Here is a 16,203-nt window from a genome sequence, read left to right on the forward strand (position 1 = left end):
ACGTGAGTCTTGTGCGGTAAAAGCTGAAATGGCTTATAGTTCGACAAGCTCACTAACCGTGGTTCGACAGGCTCACCAATCACCATTTCAGTTTAATTTAAGGTGTCATCTTAAATTAAACTGATTTTTTATTGTTGCACGTTAAATTGGCGGCAAGTCTGTCATTGCCCAGCGCGGTTTGACATCAATGGCTAAGCCGCTGTATTCACCGTTTTGTAAGCGAAGTGCGCCGATATAGGCGATCATTGCGCCATTATCTGTACAAAATTGGGGGGCAGGATAGAATACGCGTCCGCCAAGTTCTGACATCAGTCCCGCTAAACCTTGGCGTAATTGTTTATTGGCGCTGACGCCGCCTGCAATCACTAAACGTTTATAACCCGTTTCTTTGAGTGCGCGTTTGCATTTTATGGCAAGGGTTTCTACGACTGCGGTTTGGAAAGCGTGCGCAATGTCGGCTTTGGTTTGTTCAGTCAGTTCACCTTCTGATTTTATGGCTTGATTAATAGTATTAGCCGCTGCGGTTTTTAATCCGGAGAAACTAAAATCTAAGCCGGGGCGATCGGTCATGGGTTTCGGAAAGACAAAACGTCCAGCGGTGCCTTTTTCTGCTAAGCGCGAAAGTGCTGCCCCCCCGGGGTAATCTAGCCCGAGCAATTTTGCTGTTTTATCAAAGGCTTCACCCGCTGCGTCATCAATACTTTCGCCCATCACTTCATATTTTCCTACGCCATCGACTTTTACTAATTGAGTATGCCCGCCTGAAACCAGTAAGGCAATAAAAGGAAAGTGCGGTCGATTTTCAGGTTGTTCTAACATCGGCGCAAGTAGATGCCCTTCCATGTGATGAACGCCAACCGCTGGGATATTCCAAGCATAAGCGAGCGAACGTGCAATAGTAGAACCCACTAATAATGCGCCCACAAGCCCGGGACCTGCAGTGTAAGCAATGCCGTCAATTTCATCCGCGGTCAGATTCGCTTCTTTGAGTGCCGCTTGAATTAACGGCGTTGTTTTACGGATATGATCACGGGATGCCAACTCGGGAACGACACCGCCGTAATCTGCATGCAATGCAATTTGGGTATAAAGTTGGTTTGCGATTAAGCCTTGTTCGGTGTCATAAATCGCGACACCGGTTTCATCGCAAGAAGTTTCAATGCCTAAGACTTTCATTCTATTCTCTACGTAGTCAAAATTAACGGAAATTTTACCGCACTTTTGTGTGATTGTCGCCCCATCAGAAAAGTTCAAGTAAATCTCGCGGTGTTAATGGGAAAAGTCGAGTAAATAGAGAAATTCTTATGAAAGATCCTTTAAGATCTAAATTTAAACTTTACTTTTGCTATCAAACTAGAGTAGAATTGCGACCCTTATTGAGTAAGTTGCTCAGTAATTTTGCAAAATTAACTTAAACTTATTATCAAATTTTATTAGAGGTGATGGCATATGCCAGTAATTAAAGTACGTGAAAACGAATCATTTGACGTTGCATTACGTCGTTTCAAACGCTCTTGCGAAAAAGCAGGTATTTTAGCAGAAGTTCGCGCTCGTGAATTCTATGAAAAACCAACAACAATTCGTAAACGTGAAAACGCAACCCGTGCAAAACGTCACGCTAAACGCGTAGCTCGTGAGAACGCACGTAATACACGTTTATACTAATTCGTCACGTTAACGAATTAAAACTCGAGTTAAACAAACCGTGATGCCAATGGGATCGCGGTTTTGTTTCTTTAGGTCGTTTTATTGTTTTTTCAATCAAATTGAGTACAGGGCAGTAATGTGCTATTAATTTGATTTGAGATAATTAGACGCAAGAGGGTTTACTATGGCAGGTCTTATTCCACGCGATTTTATTAATGATATTATTGCGAAAGCGGATATTGTTGATGTAGTAGGTTCTCGCGTTAAACTTAAAAAAGCAGGCTCGAATAATTATCAAGCTTGCTGTCCTTTCCATCACGAAAAGACCCCTTCTTTTACGGTTAGCAAAAATAAGCAGTTCTATCATTGTTTTGGCTGTGGTGCACACGGTAATGCCATTGGCTTTTTAATGGATTACGACAAATTAGAATTTGTGGAAGCGGTGGAAGAATTGGCGAGTATGCTGGGGTTGGACGTGCCGCGTGAGCAAAGTGCGGACAAAAAATCCTTTAAATCGCAAACCGGTTATAAAGCCAAAAAAGATTTGTATGCGTTGATGCAAGAGATTGCACAAACTTATCAAGCGGAATTGCCGAAACATGATAATGCCTTGGCTTATTTGCAACAACGCGGTTTGTCGGCTGATGTGATTCAACGTTTTGGTATTGGTTTTGTGCCGGATGTGTTTGATTTGATACTGAATAAGTTTGGGCGTTCAAAGGAAGAGCAAGATCGGTTATTCGATTTGGGGATGTTAAAGCGGAGTGAACGCGGTAAGGTTTATGATACTTTCCGTCATCGCGTGATGTTTCCTATTCGAGATCGCCGCGGTCGTACCATCGCATTTGGTGGGCGCGTGTTAGGCGATGAGCGTCCTAAATATTTGAATTCATCAGAAACGATTACTTATCACAAAGGCAATGAACTTTATGGTTTGTTTGAGGCGTTACAAGCTAATGATACCCCTGAAATGTTGCTGGTGGTGGAAGGTTATATGGATGTGGTGGCGTTGGCGCAATTTGGGGTCAATTATGCCGTTGCGTCTTTGGGAACGGCAACCACGCCGGAGCAAATCCAGTTGGCATTTCGTTCCACTGAGCAGATAGTCTGCTGTTATGATGGCGATCGTGCGGGGCGGGATGCGGCGTGGCGTGCGCTTGAAAATGCGTTGCCTTATTTGGAAGATGGACGTCAGTTGAAATTTATTTTCTTACCTGATGGGGAAGATCCTGATACCTATATTCGTCAATATGGCAAAGAAGGATTCGAGCAATATATTCAACAGGCGCAAAGTTTGGAGACATTTCTGTTTGAGCATTTGTTGCAACAACAGATTGATTTGGCTACTAAAGAAGGAAAGAGCAAGTTGGCGTCTTTGGCGGTGCCGTTAATTAATCGCGTATCCGGTGAAACCTTGCGGTTGTATTTGCAGAATGCGTTGGGGCAGAAATTAGGGATTATTAACCCGAGTCAACTAGAAAAACTTTTTGCTCGTCATCCTAAATCGGAGAATACGATATCTCAGGTGGCTAAAAGTGCGGTGAAAAAGCCGACAGAAATAAAACGAACACCCATGCGCGTGATGGTGGCGTTGTTGTTACAAAATCCACACTTGGCGCAATTGCCTTATGATTTGGTGCTTTTTAAAGCCTTAAAAGGGGATGTGGCAGGGTTAGATTTGCTGGAAAGTTTGACCGCACTTTGTCGCGATAATGTGGGCATTACCATGGGGCAAATTTTAGAGCATTATCGTGATACAAATTTTGCTAAGCCACTTGAAATGTTAGCGGTGTGGGATCATCTCATTGACGATGAACAAATCGAGACTACTTTCGTTGATACCTTAGCTTATTACGCCAATCAATTAACTGAACAACGCATTGAAGAATTAATTGCCAAGGATCGCAGTGGCGGTTTAGACGCCCAAGAAAAACAAGAGCTTGTGCAATTATTGAACAGTAGAAAATAAATTAGAGAAAGCATAGATTTAGTGGTAAAATTACCGCTATTTCTAAAGTCAACATCATAAATTAATCAAAGGCGGATTCTTATGGATCAAAATCCACAATCACAACTGAAATTGTTAATCGCCCAAGGGAAGGAGCAAGGTTATCTGACCTTTGCGGAAGTCAACGATCATCTTCCTGAAGAATTGGTCGATACCGATCAAATTGAAGACATTATTCAGATGATTAATGATATGGGTATTCAAGTGCTGGAAACGGCGCCTGATGCCGATGATTTAATTTTAAATGAAAATATCACGGATACCGATGATGATGCGGTAGAAGAAGCGACACAAGTGCTTTCCAGTGTAGAAGCCGAACTTGGTCGTACGACTGACCCGGTGCGTATGTATATGCGCGAAATGGGGAGTGTTGAATTGCTTGACCGTGAAGGCGAAATTGATATTGCCAAACGTATTGAAGATGGGATTAATGAAGTACAAAGTACGGTCGCTGAATACCCGGAATCTTTATCTTTCTTACTTGAGCAATATGCGTTAGTGGAAGAAGGAACCGTTCGTTTAGGTGATTTGATTACAGGTTTTGTTGATCCGAATGAATTGGCTGATGATGTTCCGCCTGTCTTAGATGATGAGATGACCGATGATGACAGTGAGAGCGATCTTGCTTCTTCAGCCTCAGAGGAAGATGAAGAAGATAATGATGATGGCGATAGCTCAAGTGATGATAGCGATAACTCAATTGACCCGGAAGTGGCGCGTGAGAAGTTTGTTGCGTTGAAAGAGCAACATGCAAAAACCCTTGAAATGATTGAAAAGCATGGTCGTTCGAGCAAAAAAGCCAAAGATGAAATGAAGCTATTATCCGATATCTTCACGCAATTCCGCTTGGTTCCACGTCAATTTGATAGTCTTGTCATTCCAATGCGCGATTTGATGAAACGTATTCGTGCTGAAGAGCGTCAAATTCAGCGTTGGGTTGTAGATTATGCCAAAATGCCGAAGGATGATTTTTCTAAAGCCTTTAATGCGGTGAAAGAAACCAATGATGATTGGTTAGTCAAAGCATTGGCAAGCAATAAACCTTATGCGGAAAAACTTGAGAAATACGCTGCGGATATTCGTGGTGCTATTGCTAAGTTACAACATATTGAAGCGGAAACCAATTTGACCATTGCCCAAATTCGAGATATTGGCGATCGTGTGGCACAAGGTGAATTAAAAGCACGCCGTGCGAAAAAAGAAATGGTGGAAGCGAACTTACGTCTTGTGATTTCGATTGCGAAAAAATACACCAACCGCGGTTTACAATTCCTTGATTTAATTCAAGAAGGGAATATTGGTTTGATGAAAGCGGTGGATAAATTTGAATATCGCCGTGGTTATAAATTCTCTACTTATGCAACTTGGTGGATTCGTCAAGCGATTACCCGTTCCATTGCAGACCAAGCGCGTACTATTCGTATTCCTGTGCATATGATTGAAACGATTAACAAATTAAATCGTATTTCTCGTCAATGCTTACAAGAAATGGGGCGCGAAGCGACACCGGAAGAATTGGCTGAACGCATGGGGATGCCAGAAGATAAAATTCGTAAAGTGTTGAAGATCGCGAAAGAGCCAATTTCAATGGAAACACCAATTGGTGATGACGATGATTCACATTTAGGGGATTTTATCGAAGATAATACGCTCGAATTACCATTGGATAGTGCAACCGCACAAAGCTTACGTGCTGCAACTCACGAAGTGCTTGAAGGCTTAACGCCAAGAGAAGCAAAAGTATTGCGTATGCGTTTTGGTATTGATATGAATACTGACCATACTCTTGAAGAAGTGGGTAAACAGTTTGATGTAACGCGTGAACGTATTCGTCAAATTGAAGCTAAAGCATTGCGTAAATTACGTCATCCAAGTCGTTCAGAAACATTGCGTAGTTTCTTAGATGAATAATTGAAACGAACAAATTATGTACGCATATACGAAAGGTCTAGCAAAAACTAGACCTTTTTTGTTGATATTAATACGCTGTTCTAGACTTTGAGCCAATATTCCCATATAATCGACCGCACTTCGCATTCGCGAATTTCTCTTGCCCCCATAGCTCAGCGGTCAGAGCAGGCGACTCATAATCGCTTGGTCACTGGTTCAATCCCAGTTGGGGGCACCAAACCAACTTTTTTCTTCTTTTGCCATATTCCGCCATTATTCAAAACCCCTTATAAAATCTAGCTTTATCGCCTTTCTTCTTTTCGTTTTCGTTCGTTATCGTTCGCTATTATACGTTTACAGCCTGAAATTTTAAGGGTACATTTAAGGGTACGTTTTAAATAGTGGTTTTTTGCGTACCCTTAAAAGTTGCAAAAATCCTTTTCTGTACAGGCTTGAGCGGTGACAAAATGGCAAGAATTATAAAAGCATTGACTAATACCGAAGTGAACAATGCGAAAGCGAAAGAGAAAGATTATAAACTTATGGACGGCAAAGGGCTTTTTCTGTTGGTGAAGAAGACAGGGGCTAAAGTATGGCGTTTTAGATATAAAAAACCATTTGCAAAAACTGAAACAGATATGAGTATAGGCTCTTTCCCTGATGTCTCTTTAGCGCAAGCGCGCGCTATGCGTGAAGATTATCGCGCATTATTGGCGCAAGATATTGACCCACAGGAGTACCGCCAACAGAAACAGGATGAAGAGCAAGCAAGGCGAGAAAATACATTTTTACACCTTGCGGAGCAGTGGAAAGCTAAAATGCTGATGGATGTTAAAAAAGGGGCGGTAAAGGATGAAACGCTTGCTAAAAATTGGCTGATAATTACTAAATACTTAATTCCTGATTTGGGTCAAATGCCGATTGAGAGCATAACCCCAAAGCGTGTTATTCAAGCAATTCAGCCGTTAGACGCAAGGGGAACCCCTTTAATGGAGAGACTAAAATGAACTTACAATATATTAACGATTTAAATAATAATCCGCTTTTTGTTGTTTTACCTGTTAGCGAATATCAAAGACTCAAAAAATACGAAGCGCAACAAACCGACAACGATGCGGAAGAGTGGGCAAGCTTACCCTATGAGCAAAGCGATAATGATGATGTACTAATTCCGCACAACGTTGTTATGGCAATGATTAAACATAACGTAAACCATTTAGGTGCGTGGAGAATTTACCGCAATCTATCGCAACAAGAAGTAGCAGAATTAACAGGATTATCACAATCTGCTATTTCACAAATGGAACGAAGCGACAGCAGACCCCAGAAAAAAACACTTGAACGCTTTTCTAAAATCTATGATTGTGATGTTAAGCAGATGTATTAAATAACAAGCCTTACATTTTTGAATGTAGGGCTTTTTTATTGGCAATTATCTCTAAAATCACATCAAATTTTGTGATCTCCATTCCAAAACCCACGTTTGCACATTTCTTTTTTTGCTATTCTCACTATAGTTAACGAAAAAACCGAGTAAGAAATGAATATTTTTGGATTTCGTTGTGTGCATTGCCAAGGTCAGTTAGCGGTTGCTTCTCACGGTCTTTGTTGTCGTTGCAATCGTCTTGTTCAATCTCGCGCATATTGTGGAAAGTGCGGTGCAGAATTGCCACAAAATGCGATGATGTGTGGGCAATGTTTGCGTCACGAGCCAAGTTGGGATCGTTTGGTGATGGCGGGGCGTTATAACGAACCTTTGTCAACTTTAATTCATCGTTTTAAATTTCAACAGGCTTTTTGGCTTGATCGCACCTTGGCGCGGTTGCTGTTGTTGGCAGTGATGAAAGCAAGACGGGAACATGGGTTAACCTTGCCCGATGTGCTTATTCCTGTGCCATTACATCATTTTCGTCAGTGGCGGCGGGGCTATAATCAGGCTGATTTAATTGCAGGTTGGTTGTCGAAATGGCTCAAAATGCCTTGTGAAAACAATTTGTTAGTACGTGCTAAGCATACCCCCACACAACGTGGGTTAACCGCAAAAGCGCGCCGTCAAAACTTGAAAAATGCTTTTCGGGTAAAAAGGAAAATCCCCCATCAACGAATCGCGTTAATTGATGATGTGATTACAACGGGTTCCACATTAAATGAAATCGCAAAATTATTACGAAAACAGGGCGTGCAGGAAATTCAAGTGTGGGGATTAGCAAAAACCTAGGGCTATTTTTGACGGAAAAAGGCTAATATCCGTTTAATCGCTTGCTCTCGAATGGCATCTCGCTCAAAAAGGATTTCGTGTTTAGCATGGGTGATGACGTCCATTTCGCCTTTTGGCAAAAGTGCGGTGAGTTTTTCGATATTTTTATTTGAGACGATACGATCGCGTTCTGACTGAAAAATCAGCACGGGAATTTCAATGCGCGGTAAAATTTTAGGCAATCCTTTAATGGCATTTAAACAAAGATGAACCCAGCGAAAGGTTGGGCCGCCGAGATGCAATTCGGGGAATTTACGATTTACACGGTTCATCCATTTCATCCGCGTTTTACAATGGCTCAGTTCGTTATTATCTAAATCCGCAGGTTTATAGGAAGTTTTGCCAAATACATAGCGAGAACCTTGCCCAAATAAATTCATGGCTGCCAGAACAAGCTGATCGCGGATGGGGCTTTTAAGTGGTGCACCAAAAAAGGGCGCAGAAAGTACTGCACGTTTAATGTGGTGATCATAATTGGCGAGATAATAACTCGAAATCAGCGCGCCAAGGGAATGGGCGACAATATATTGTGCTTTGTAATCATAAAGTGCGGTGGCGTGCGCGATAATTTTTGCCATATCATCCGTATAAAAACGAAATTCATCCAAATGACCTTTGTCGGGATCTTGCAATAATCGCTGCGAATAACCTTGTCCGCGGTGATCAAACAGCAGCACGTCATAACCGCTCAAGAAAAAATCATAAGCCAGCTCAGTCCATTTCAAAAGATTTTCCGCCCGACCATTAACTAACACCACCAATTGGCGTTGTTGGGGTTCTTCGTGTGTGATGTGTCGATAAGCCAGTCGGCAATTATTTTTGCCTTGCAAATGTTGAATCGGAAATTGTTCCACAAAGGGTTGCAGTTGGCTTAGGGCAAATCGATGAAAATGGGGTTCGCGAGTCATGGATTAGTCTTGTACAAAAATGAACGTAGAGAGAATAGAAAATGTGCAGCTGGAAGGGCGGTTGGTGAGCTTGTCGAACCACAAGCCATTTCAGCGCGTTACACAAGACTTACGTTTCGACAAGCTCAACGAACGTCTTGTGTGTCTGCTGCATAATACCAAAAAGTGCGGTCAATTTAACCGCACTTTCACCGGTTTAGCTTACACTAATTGTTTTAAAATACGGCGTACCGGTTCTGCCGCACCCCATAATAATTGGTCACCTACGGTGAAGGCTGCCAAATATTCAGGACCCATTGCTAATTTACGTAAACGACCCACCGGTACGCTTAATGTGCCCGTCACTTTCGCCGGGGTTAATTCACGTAATGTGGTTTCTTTGTCGTTTGGAATCACTTTTACCCATTCGTTGTGAGCCGCAATGATTTGTTCAATTTCCGCTAATGGAATGTCTTTTTTGAGTTTAATGGTGAACGCTTGGCTGTGGCAGCGTAATGCACCGATACGCACACATAAACCATCCACAGGAATTGGGTTGTCGCTTAAACCTAAAATCTTGTTGGTTTCTGCATAACCTTTCCATTCTTCTTTGGTTTGTCCTGTTTCCGGTAATAATTTGTCAATCCAAGGAATTAAGCTACCGCCTAATGCCGCACCAAAGTTTTCTGTTGGGAAATCTTCTGCACGCATTTTCGCTGTCACTTTACGTTCAATCTCTAGAATTGAAGACGCCGGATCCGCCAATTCTGCTTGCACCGCATTTTCTAATTGACCCATTTGGCTTAATAATTCACGCATATTTTTCGCGCCGGCACCTGAAGCCGCTTGGTAAGTGGCAACAGAAATCCATTCCACTAAATCTTTCTCGAAAAGACCACCAATCGCCATTAGCATTAAACTCACGGTACAGTTACCGCCCACGAAAGTTTTAATGCCGTTTTTTAAGCCTTCTGAAATAACGTGTTGGTTAACCGGGTCTAACACGATAATCGCGTCTTTTTCCATACGTAATGCAGAAGCTGCATCCACCCAATAGCCATCCCAACCTGTGGCTTTTAATTTTGGATAAACTTCGTTGGTGTAGTCGCCGCCTTGGCAGGTCACGATCACATCTAATTTCTTAAGTTCTTCAATGTCGAATGCGTTTTTTAATTCACCTGCGTCTTTACCACCAAATACAGGCGCTTTTTGACCTGCTTGTGAGGTGGTGAAGAAAATAGGGTTAATGTTCGCAAAATCGTTTTCCTGAACCATGCGATCCATTAAAACGGAACCCACCATACCGCGCCAACCGATAAAACCGACATTTTTCATATTTTATTCCTTTTGTTGTGTTTGAATTGAGATAGCTCTAATTAATTACAGAACAATCAAATAAAATCAAGTCCAATCTCATAAAAAAATAAAAAAAATGATGAAAACCTGAAATAACGCAAATTTTCATCATCCTTTTTTAAATTTTTTATTTTTCCAGCAAGCGAATATGTCGCGTTGCCGCAATCCACGCAGAAATATAGCCTGCAATGGCACAGAGAATAAATAGGAAGATTATCTCACCAAAATCTAATCCGCCCACATCAAAATTAACCGCAAAAATATCTGTTACATATTTGACCGCACTTGTGAAATAGCCCACCAGCAACGCACTAAAGAAGCAAGCAAAAAATGCGCCTAACACGCCATAAATCATCCCGGTCCACAAAAATGGGCGTAAAATAAATTGTTCTGTGGCGCCCAGTAATTTCATTACTTGAATGTTGGCTTGACTGCTGTAAACATCAGAACGGATACTGTTGCCAATCACCAAAAATACCGCGCACATCATTAACACCGTACAGAAAATCGCAATATGGGCAATTAACCAAGATAATGCCGCTAATTTTTCCAACCAGTCATTATCCATTCTCACTTCTTCTACGCCTTTAATTTTCATCAAACCTTGATAAAGCTCTTGGCGTTTTTCCGAAGGCTGGAAGGCTTTGGTTGGCGTAATCATCACCACCGCAGGCAACGGATTATCATCCAATACGTCCAATTCTTCACCAAAACCCGACCAGTTTTTAAATTCCTTGAGACTTTGTTGGCGAGAAACATAATTCAGGGTTTCAATCCCCTCTTGTTCCCGAATTTTATCCACTACGGTGTTGGCATCTTCTTCCGTGAGATTTTTATGCAAATAAACCGTCAATTCACTTTCAGGATAAAATTGCGTAGTGGCTTGATGAATATTTTTCCAAAGTAAAAAACTCACTGTAGGAATTGTTAAGGAAACTGCAATCACTAATACCGTTAATAAAGTCGCGTATTTCTTCTTAATTAAATCCGCCCACACATCTCGTAATACATATTGCATTTGCACCCAAAATGGCGCTTTTTGTAATGAACTCATAAATATCTTCCCCGATTTGCGCCGAATTAACGTAAATGCCCTTGCTCTAACACAAGACAAGGTTTGGGTTTCTGGTTAATCAATCCCACATCGTGAGTGGCAATTAACACCGTCATCCCCATACGGTTAAAATCTTCAAACAGATTAAAAATCTCTAAAGACAAGGCATTATCTAAGTTACCCGTAGGCTCATCAGCGAGCAATAATTGCGGTTTATGCACCACCGCACGTGCAATATCTACGCGTTGTTGCTCACCGCCTGAAAGATGAATCGGCGCATGATTGGCACGATCATATAAGCCCACGCGATCTAACGCAGAAAGCGCGCGCTCTCGTGCGGTTTTAGGATGCATCCCATTAATAATTAACGGCAACGCCACATTATCCACAATAGCGCGATCTGACAATAAACGATAATCTTGATGCACCATACCGATTTGACGGCGCAAAAATGGCAATTCATAGTGGGATAAACGCGTAATATCATGTCCGTTGAACCAAATACTCCCGCCATTGGCACGTTCCATCCCCATAATCAACTTCAACAGCGTGCTTTTACCGGCACCGGAATGTCCGGTCAAATAGGTCATACTGCCCACAGGCAAATGGAATGACAGCCCTTGTAACGCAGGTTTACCCCCTAAATAGGCTTTACTGACATTTTCAAAATGTATCATCTTCTTTTCTCTATTAGTCAAAAACTTTGCTCATTATACAGAAAAGCACCGTGCGATACAGGGCTTATCTGTTGATTTTGTTCAAACAAACCCTGTACCACTAGGCATTATTGCGCTGGGAAGAATGGGAAGAAAATCGGCAACAATACCATGCTGATCGCGATAATAATCAAAATCAACGGCAAACCTGCTTTAGCATAATCCGCAAAGCGATAACGCCCTACAGATAAAATCATGGTGTTAGCCGGCGTCCCAATGGGTGTCGCAAAGGCACAAGATGACCCCACTACGACCGCCATTAATACCGCGCGCGGATCGGCGCCCAAAGTATTAGCAATCGAAAGCCCGATAGGCGCAAGCAATGCCGCCGTTGCTGTGTTTGACATAAAGTTTGTCAACACACAGCTTAACAATAAAATGGTTAACAACAACACATAAGAATTCGGGTGCGCCCCTAACCAACCAATAATAGTATGAGCAATATCCGCCCCGGCACCTGTCACTTTCAAGGCTTCCGCAAGGGCAAGGGTTCCGGCAAATAAGAAAATTACTTGGCTATCAATGGCTTCATAGGCTTGTTTTTCCGTAATTACACGTAAAATCACCAAAATTAACGCCCCCACACAAGCCGAAAGGTAGAGCTTAATCCCTATCACATCTTCAAAGACCATCGCAAATAAGGTGGCTAATAACACGGCAAAAGAGGTCCACTGTTTCCATTTGGGAATATGGTTATGGTGATTATGGAATACGTGTACATCGTCTTCGTCAAAACCTACATTTTCCGTTTTTGGCAACAAGCGATAACCGATAAAGGTAAAAAATAAAACCCCGGCAATTAACATCGGTACACCGATTTTGGCATATTCAAAGAAACCAAATTTATGCCCTGCGCCTTCTAACACCCCTTGTACCACCAAGTTATTCGGTGAACCAATCAACGACAGGTTACCACCTAAAGTCGAAGCAAATGCCATTGGCATTAACAAACGAGAGCGCGCAAAACCGGATTTAACCGTAATCCCCAAAATCACAGGAATCAGAATCGCCGCCGTCCCCGTATTGGATAACACCCCGGACATCACCCCGGTAATGACCATCAGCACAATCATCAATTTTAATTCGCTGCTCGCAAATTTAGTGACCACCCCACCAATTTTATTTGCCATCCCCGTTTCAAATAAAGCACCGCCGATAATAAACATCGCCGCAAATAAAATCACGTTAGTATCCACAAAACCTAAAAACGCTTCCTTTTGTGGCAACACACCTGTAAGGGATAACCCCACACAAACAATCATCGCCGTCACAGCAAGGGGCAATTTTTCCCATGCAAACATAATCACAGCAAAAACGAGAAAGCACAGGGTAATAATACTTGGGGTCATAAATCCTCCGATAAATAAAAAACGGCGCATTATAGCCCATAACCCAGCAAAGGGGGAATGTTTGAATAAAAAAGATAACGTTAAAGGGTAAGAATAAAAGATTAGCCCGAACTGTGGGAACAGGGTTTATTCCAAACCAAATAAGTCCACAAGGATCCCCATTTGCCTTGCAGAGCCTACACAATATATTGGATTTAAAGGCGATATTCTTAATTATCCAACAGGGCAAATTAAGGTTGGTGAGCCTGTCGAACCGCACTAAACTGACGAGTTATAAAATCAGCAAAAAAACGACCGCGCTTTTGATAAAGTGCGGTCGTTTTGTTTGCTATATTGTACCGATTATTCAGCGGCTTTTTCTGGCTCTGAGTCACCAAATTTTAACCAAGACGGTAAACTTAAGAACGGCTCATCGGGTTTCTCAGCTTCTTTAAGCACCTTGCCTTCATTGGCTTTAACTAAAGCCGCGGCTTTTTGTTCTAATTGGGTTAAGCCCATTTCATGATAAGCTTCTTGCATTAATGGCAAGGCTTCTAATGTCGCGTAAGTATCCGGGTATAAACGCAACATATCTGTCACACGATTTGATACCGCAACCCATGCTTTGCGTTTCGCGTAGAATTTTGCAATTTCTAATTCATGGCGTGCCAAACGGTCTTTAATATAAGCCATTCGCGTTAAGGCATCAGGGGTATATTGGCTGTTTGGGAAATGTTGCACCAATGTTTGGAAGTTACTAAATGCCGTTTTCATGGAAGTCGTTTCTCGCGTTGAGCGATCGATACCAAATAAATCCTGAAGATAGTTATCGCCCATCGACATATTGGTTAATGCCGCCATGTAAAGCACATAATCCGTGTATGGGCTACCTGAATGTTGTTGTAAGAAACGATCTGCGGTAACAAGTGCGGTCGTATAATCTTGCGTTTTGTATGCAACGTAAATGAGATTTAACTGTGCTTGTTCGCTATAAGTGCCGCCCGGGAAACGCGTATCAACGGCTTGTAAATAACGCGTAGCATCAGAATATTCTGCATTTTGTAAATGCGCTTGACCAATCGTAAATAGCTCTTGTTCTGAAGCTTGTTCTACTTCTTTGCTGCTTGAACAAGCAGTCATAGCCAATGCCGTCAATGTCGCGAACGCAAGCGATTTTAATTTACGCATAACCTTATCCTTTTCTATCTTAAAATGTGCTATTGAGTTACAATATTTGCCGTATTTTATAGAACATTATTCATTAAATCACGGATTTTTTATTATTTATGGCTCAAATTACCCTTTCAACGGAAGTCCAATCCGAACAAATGGGACAACGCTTAGACCAAACGCTGGCGGAGTTGTTCCCGGAATATTCTCGTTCACGTTTGAAAACGTGGATTGAGCAAAATCTTGTGCTGGTTAACGGCAATGTCATCAATGTGCCGCGCACCAAAGTATTAGGCGGTGAACACATAGAAATTACGGTGGAAGTGGAAGATGAAACCCATTTTGAACCTGAAAATATTCCACTTAATATTGTTTACGAAGACGAACATATTTTAGTGATCAATAAACCTAAAGATTTTGTGGTTCACCCCGGTGCCGGTAATCCACGCGGTACGGTGCTTAACGCGTTGCTTTATCACTATCCACAAATCGCCGAAGTGCCACGCGCCGGAATTGTGCATCGTTTAGATAAAGATACCACGGGTTTAATGGTGGTCGCCAAAACCATTCCCGCACAAACCCAGTTAGTGCGTGATTTGCAAAAACGTAAAATTACGCGCGAATACGAAGCGGTAGCCTTTGGCGTGATGACCAAAGGGGGGAAAGTGGACGAACCGATGGCGCGCCATCCGACCAAACGTACCGCCATGGCAGTTCATCCTATGGGGAAACCTGCTGTAACCCATTATCGCATTATGGAACATTTCCGTAATTACACCCGTTTGCGTTTACGTTTAGAAACAGGGCGCACGCACCAAATTCGTGTCCATATGGCACATATTGCCCATCCTTTACTTGGCGATCAAACCTATGGCGGCCGTCCGCGCCCGCCCAAACATGCCACAGAACATTTCGCGGAAGTGTTGCGTAACTTCCAACGTCAAGCATTACACGCCATTATGTTACGTTTAGAACATCCTATTACGGGGGAATTGATGGAATGGCACGCACCATTACCGGATGATTTCCGAGAACTTATTGCGGCACTGAAAGAAGATTATCAGTTGCATAAGGATGAGTTAGATTATTAAAAATAATGACCGCACTTAAAAAGCCCTAGCACAACGGCTAGGGCTTAACTTTATCTCAAGATGAAGGTTTTTAGGTATTCTTAGAAACTTTATCACGCCCAACCTGGAAACCATACATATCTATGATTTTAGCTTTTGAATAAGGGTAATTTGTTCGTTTTCCATCAAAACTAACCACATAATGTGATTGGCTTAAGGCATCAATTTCTGCCTTATTGGCTTGGTAAAATTGCGCAATAATGTCTAAAGATGTTTCATTAGGTCTAGTGAAACCACATGCTTCTCCCGCTATTTCGCTAAAGGTTTCCTTAAAGAAACGATCATAAGCAGGAATAATGGCAAAAACGCCTAATAACACTTTCGTCACGAGAGTCACCGCTTGATGGCTTTTCTCACCGATAAGATATGATTTGACTTGAGTATATAAAGATAAGATTTCCTTTTTCTTATCCGTGTAATCGTCAACATCAATAAGCCAAGTCGCTTGGGGTTGTTCATAGATCCATTTAACAAGCTCCGTTAAATAAGCAGGATTTTTCTGCATTAAGAAACTAGAACCACGCAACATTCCCCAGCTTGCTAAATAACTCCACAATACAAAGCAACTTTTTTCGATATCAATATTTCCGGTTTCTTTAGAATGACGGAAATGGGAATAGCAGAAATCGAAGCTGTAGTAGCGATGTTTTGCATCTTTTATCTCATTATCAAATTTTTTGATAACTTCACTAATATGTCTTATCACTAATGTTTTCCTTCATATAAATCAACATTGTCATACTTAATTTAGAGAAGAAAC

At 41.9% G+C, this 16,203-nt stretch carries 15 protein-coding genes and 1 tRNA gene; 8 read left to right on the top strand and 8 right to left on the bottom strand.

Features of this window, described 5'->3' with window-relative positions:
* Positions 1-141: 141 nt before the first annotated feature.
* A complete protein-coding gene (tsaD, locus tag E7T07_RS00180; RefSeq protein WP_135709146.1) occupies positions 142-1,176 on the bottom strand; it encodes a tRNA (adenosine(37)-N6)-threonylcarbamoyltransferase complex transferase subunit TsaD in 1,035 nt (344 codons plus the stop codon).
* 273 nt (positions 1,177-1,449) lie between these two features.
* Between tsaD and rpsU the strand changes: the two genes are divergently transcribed.
* From rpsU to E7T07_RS00215, 7 genes are all read left to right on the top strand, one after another.
* Positions 1,450-1,665 (top strand): 30S ribosomal protein S21, encoded by a 216-nt coding sequence (gene rpsU / locus E7T07_RS00185; protein ID WP_005701713.1) that lies wholly within the window; start codon positions 1,450-1,452, stop codon positions 1,663-1,665.
* 166 nt (positions 1,666-1,831) lie between these two features.
* The gene (dnaG, locus tag E7T07_RS00190) at positions 1,832-3,616 is read left to right on the top strand and encodes a DNA primase (RefSeq protein WP_135708928.1); all 1,785 of its coding nucleotides are present in this window, start codon (positions 1,832-1,834) and stop codon (positions 3,614-3,616) included.
* An 81-nt stretch (positions 3,617-3,697) separates the two neighbouring features.
* Positions 3,698-5,566, top strand: a complete 1,869-nt coding sequence (gene rpoD / locus E7T07_RS00195) for an RNA polymerase sigma factor RpoD (RefSeq protein ID WP_135708929.1) — start codon at positions 3,698-3,700, stop codon at positions 5,564-5,566.
* A 141-nt stretch (positions 5,567-5,707) separates the two neighbouring features.
* A tRNA-Ile gene (locus E7T07_RS00200) sits at positions 5,708-5,783 on the top strand.
* Positions 5,784-6,012: 229 nt separating this feature from the next.
* Positions 6,013-6,552, top strand: coding sequence for an integrase arm-type DNA-binding domain-containing protein (locus E7T07_RS00205; protein ID WP_135708930.1), 540 nt, complete (start codon positions 6,013-6,015; stop codon positions 6,550-6,552).
* Positions 6,549-6,932 (top strand): helix-turn-helix domain-containing protein, encoded by a 384-nt coding sequence (locus E7T07_RS00210; protein ID WP_135708931.1) that lies wholly within the window; start codon positions 6,549-6,551, stop codon positions 6,930-6,932. Before E7T07_RS00205 ends, E7T07_RS00210 begins: the two co-directional genes overlap by 4 nt.
* 153 nt (positions 6,933-7,085) lie before the next feature.
* Positions 7,086-7,763, top strand: a complete 678-nt coding sequence (locus E7T07_RS00215; RefSeq protein ID WP_135708932.1) for a ComF family protein — start codon at positions 7,086-7,088, stop codon at positions 7,761-7,763.
* A gap of 2 nt (positions 7,764-7,765) precedes the next feature.
* Here E7T07_RS00215 and E7T07_RS00220 read toward each other — a convergent pair whose 3' ends face one another.
* The 6 genes from E7T07_RS00220 to E7T07_RS00245 form a co-directional block, all read right to left on the bottom strand.
* Positions 7,766-8,710: an alpha/beta fold hydrolase gene (locus E7T07_RS00220; protein ID WP_135708933.1), complete on the bottom strand. Its 945-nt coding sequence runs from the start codon at positions 8,708-8,710 to the stop codon at positions 7,766-7,768.
* 201 nt (positions 8,711-8,911) lie between these two features.
* Positions 8,912-10,024: an aspartate-semialdehyde dehydrogenase gene (gene asd, locus E7T07_RS00225; RefSeq protein WP_135708934.1), complete on the bottom strand. Its 1,113-nt coding sequence runs from the start codon at positions 10,022-10,024 to the stop codon at positions 8,912-8,914.
* A 148-nt stretch (positions 10,025-10,172) separates the two neighbouring features.
* The gene (gene ftsX / locus E7T07_RS00230; RefSeq protein ID WP_135708935.1) at positions 10,173-11,099 is read right to left on the bottom strand and encodes a permease-like cell division protein FtsX; all 927 of its coding nucleotides are present in this window, start codon (positions 11,097-11,099) and stop codon (positions 10,173-10,175) included.
* 26 nt (positions 11,100-11,125) lie between these two features.
* On the bottom strand, positions 11,126-11,776 hold the full coding sequence (gene ftsE, locus E7T07_RS00235) for a cell division ATP-binding protein FtsE (protein WP_135708936.1): 651 nt from the start codon (positions 11,774-11,776) through the stop codon (positions 11,126-11,128).
* 107 nt (positions 11,777-11,883) lie between these two features.
* Positions 11,884-13,164 carry a sodium/C4-dicarboxylate transporter SdcA gene (gene sdcA, locus E7T07_RS00240; RefSeq protein WP_135708937.1) on the bottom strand — a complete coding sequence of 427 codons (1,281 nt, stop codon included), beginning with the start codon at positions 13,162-13,164 and terminating at the stop codon, positions 11,884-11,886.
* Positions 13,165-13,506: 342 nt separating this feature from the next.
* Complete coding sequence (locus E7T07_RS00245) at positions 13,507-14,331, bottom strand: outer membrane protein assembly factor BamD (protein ID WP_135708938.1); 825 nt, start codon at positions 14,329-14,331, stop codon at positions 13,507-13,509.
* Between the two features lie 98 nt (positions 14,332-14,429).
* Between E7T07_RS00245 and rluD the strand changes: the two genes are divergently transcribed.
* Positions 14,430-15,404, top strand: coding sequence for a 23S rRNA pseudouridine(1911/1915/1917) synthase RluD (gene rluD, locus E7T07_RS00250; RefSeq protein ID WP_135708939.1), 975 nt, complete (start codon positions 14,430-14,432; stop codon positions 15,402-15,404).
* A gap of 70 nt (positions 15,405-15,474) precedes the next feature.
* Here rluD and E7T07_RS00255 read toward each other — a convergent pair whose 3' ends face one another.
* Entirely contained in the window at positions 15,475-16,149 is a 675-nt protein-coding gene (locus tag E7T07_RS00255; RefSeq protein WP_135708940.1) for a hypothetical protein, read from the bottom strand.
* Between the last annotated feature and the right edge of the window lie 54 nt (positions 16,150-16,203).

It is taken from the genome of Actinobacillus porcinus, from assembly GCF_901764995.1.
GTDB classification, from domain to species: Bacteria; Pseudomonadota; Gammaproteobacteria; order Enterobacterales; family Pasteurellaceae; genus Exercitatus; species Exercitatus porcinus.